Genomic DNA, 2,049 nt, shown 5'->3' with positions numbered 1-2,049 from the left:
TCCGAGGCTAATGGAAGTGTTCCTCTCGGCTTACGGATTATCGACCAAGGAAGGTGTCGCGCTGATGTGCCTGGCCGAGGCGCTGCTGCGCGTGCCCGACGCCGAGACGATGGACGATCTCATCGCCGACAAGATCGCGCCGCACGACTGGTCGGCGCATTCGGGCAGCTCGAGCTCCATCTTCGTCAATGCCTCGACCTGGGCGCTGATGCTGACCGGGCGCGTGCTGGACGAGGGCGAGGGCGGCATCGAGGGCACGCTGCGCGCCATGGTGCGCCGGCTGGGCGAACCCGTTATCCGCAAGGCGGTGGCGGCCGCCATGCGCGAGATGGGCGAGCAGTTCGTGCTCGGCCGCACCATCGCCGAGGCCGTCAAGCGCGGCCGGCCGATGACGCAGAAGGGCTATCTTTATTCCTTCGACATGCTGGGCGAGGCGGCCCGCACCGAGGCCGACGCGCTGCGCTATCACAAGGCCTATGCCGACGCGATCTCCTCACTCGATTCCGGTTCCAACGGGCCGGACATCCGCAACAACCACGGCATTTCGGTCAAGCTTTCGGCGCTGCATCCGCGCTACGAAGTGGCGCAGAAGGAGACGATGCTGCCGGTGATGGCCGAGCGGCTGCTGTCGCTGGCGCTGGCGGCGCGGCATTCGCGCATGGGGCTCAACATCGACGCCGAGGAGGCGGACCGCCTCGATCTGTCGCTCGACGTCATCGAGCGCGTGCTGGCCGAGCCGGAGCTTGCCGGCTGGAACGGTTTCGGCGTGGTGGTGCAAGCGTATGGGCCGCGCGCGGCCTTCGTCATCGACTGGCTCCACGCGCTGGCGAAAAAGTACGACCGCACCATCATGGTGCGGCTGGTCAAGGGCGCCTATTGGGACACCGAGATCAAGCGGGCGCAGACACTGGGGCTCGCCGGCTATCCGGTCTTCACCCGCAAGACCAACACCGATGTGTCCTACATGGCCTGCGCGAAGAAGCTGCTGTCGATGACCGATCGCATCTATCCGCAGTTCGCCACCCACAACGCGCACACGGTGGCCGCCATCCTGTCGATGGCCAAGGATCGCGACTCTTTCGAGTTCCAGCGGCTGCACGGCATGGGCGAGGCGCTGCACGAGACGGTGCGCCAGGCCGAAGGCACCCGCTGCCGCATCTATGCGCCGGTCGGCGCGCATTCCGACCTGCTCGCCTATCTGGTGCGCCGTCTGCTGGAAAACGGCGCCAACTCCTCCTTCGTCCACCAGCTCACCGACGAGGAGGTGGAACCGGAAGACATCGCCCGCGACCCGCTGGAAACGGTCGAGACGCAGGGGCCGGCCGCCAATCCGGCGATCGCCCGTCCCGCCGGGATCTTCGGCGCCGGCCGCCGCAATTCCAGGGGCGTCGACATCACCGATCCGGTGACGCTGGCGGCGATCGACAAGGCCAAGGCCGAGTTTGCTGGGCCGGACCGCTGGCACGCGAAGCCGGTCACGCGCGCCGCCGGCTACGGCAAGGAGCGCCCGGTGGTCAATCCGGCGAAGCCCGACGAGGTTGTCGGCACGATCCACGAGGCGGCCGCCAAGCAGGTCGCCACCGCCGTACGCATCGCGGTCGAGGCGCAGCCGGCTTGGGCCAAGCGCCCGGTCGCCGAGCGCGCGGCGATCCTGAACCGCGCCGCCGACCTCTATGAGGCCAACGCGGCCGAGTTCTTCGCGCTCGCCACCCGCGAGGCCGGCAAATCGCTGGCCGACGGCGTCGCCGAGGTGCGCGAGGCGGTCGATTTCCTGCGCTACTACGCCGCCGAGGCCGCCAATGCGGAAACGGGCACCGAGGCGCGCGGCGCGATCGTCTGCATCTCGCCGTGGAATTTCCCGCTCGCCATCTTCACCGGCCAGATCGCCGCGGCGCTCGTCACCGGCAATTCGGTGATCGCCAAGCCGGCAGAACAGACGCCGCTGATCGCCTTCCGCGCCGTCGAGATGCTGCGCGAGGCGGGCGTGCCGGAAGACATCATCCAGCTTCTGCCCGGCGATGGCCCCTCGGTCGGCGCGCCGCTGACGGC

At 68.7% G+C, this 2,049-nt stretch carries 1 protein-coding gene; it reads left to right on the top strand.

All coding sequences use genetic code 11. The annotated features are described in order from the left end of the window. The coding region (gene putA, locus EOA33_RS33615) for a bifunctional proline dehydrogenase/L-glutamate gamma-semialdehyde dehydrogenase PutA (protein ID WP_127407573.1) at nt 1–2,049 on the top strand (2,049 nt) is incomplete at both ends.

The sequence above is a fragment of the Mesorhizobium sp. M4A.F.Ca.ET.050.02.1.1 genome (assembly GCF_003997725.1).
Taxonomy (GTDB): domain Bacteria; phylum Pseudomonadota; class Alphaproteobacteria; order Rhizobiales; family Rhizobiaceae; genus Mesorhizobium.
This window is presented reverse-complemented; position numbering and strand designations above follow the sequence as displayed.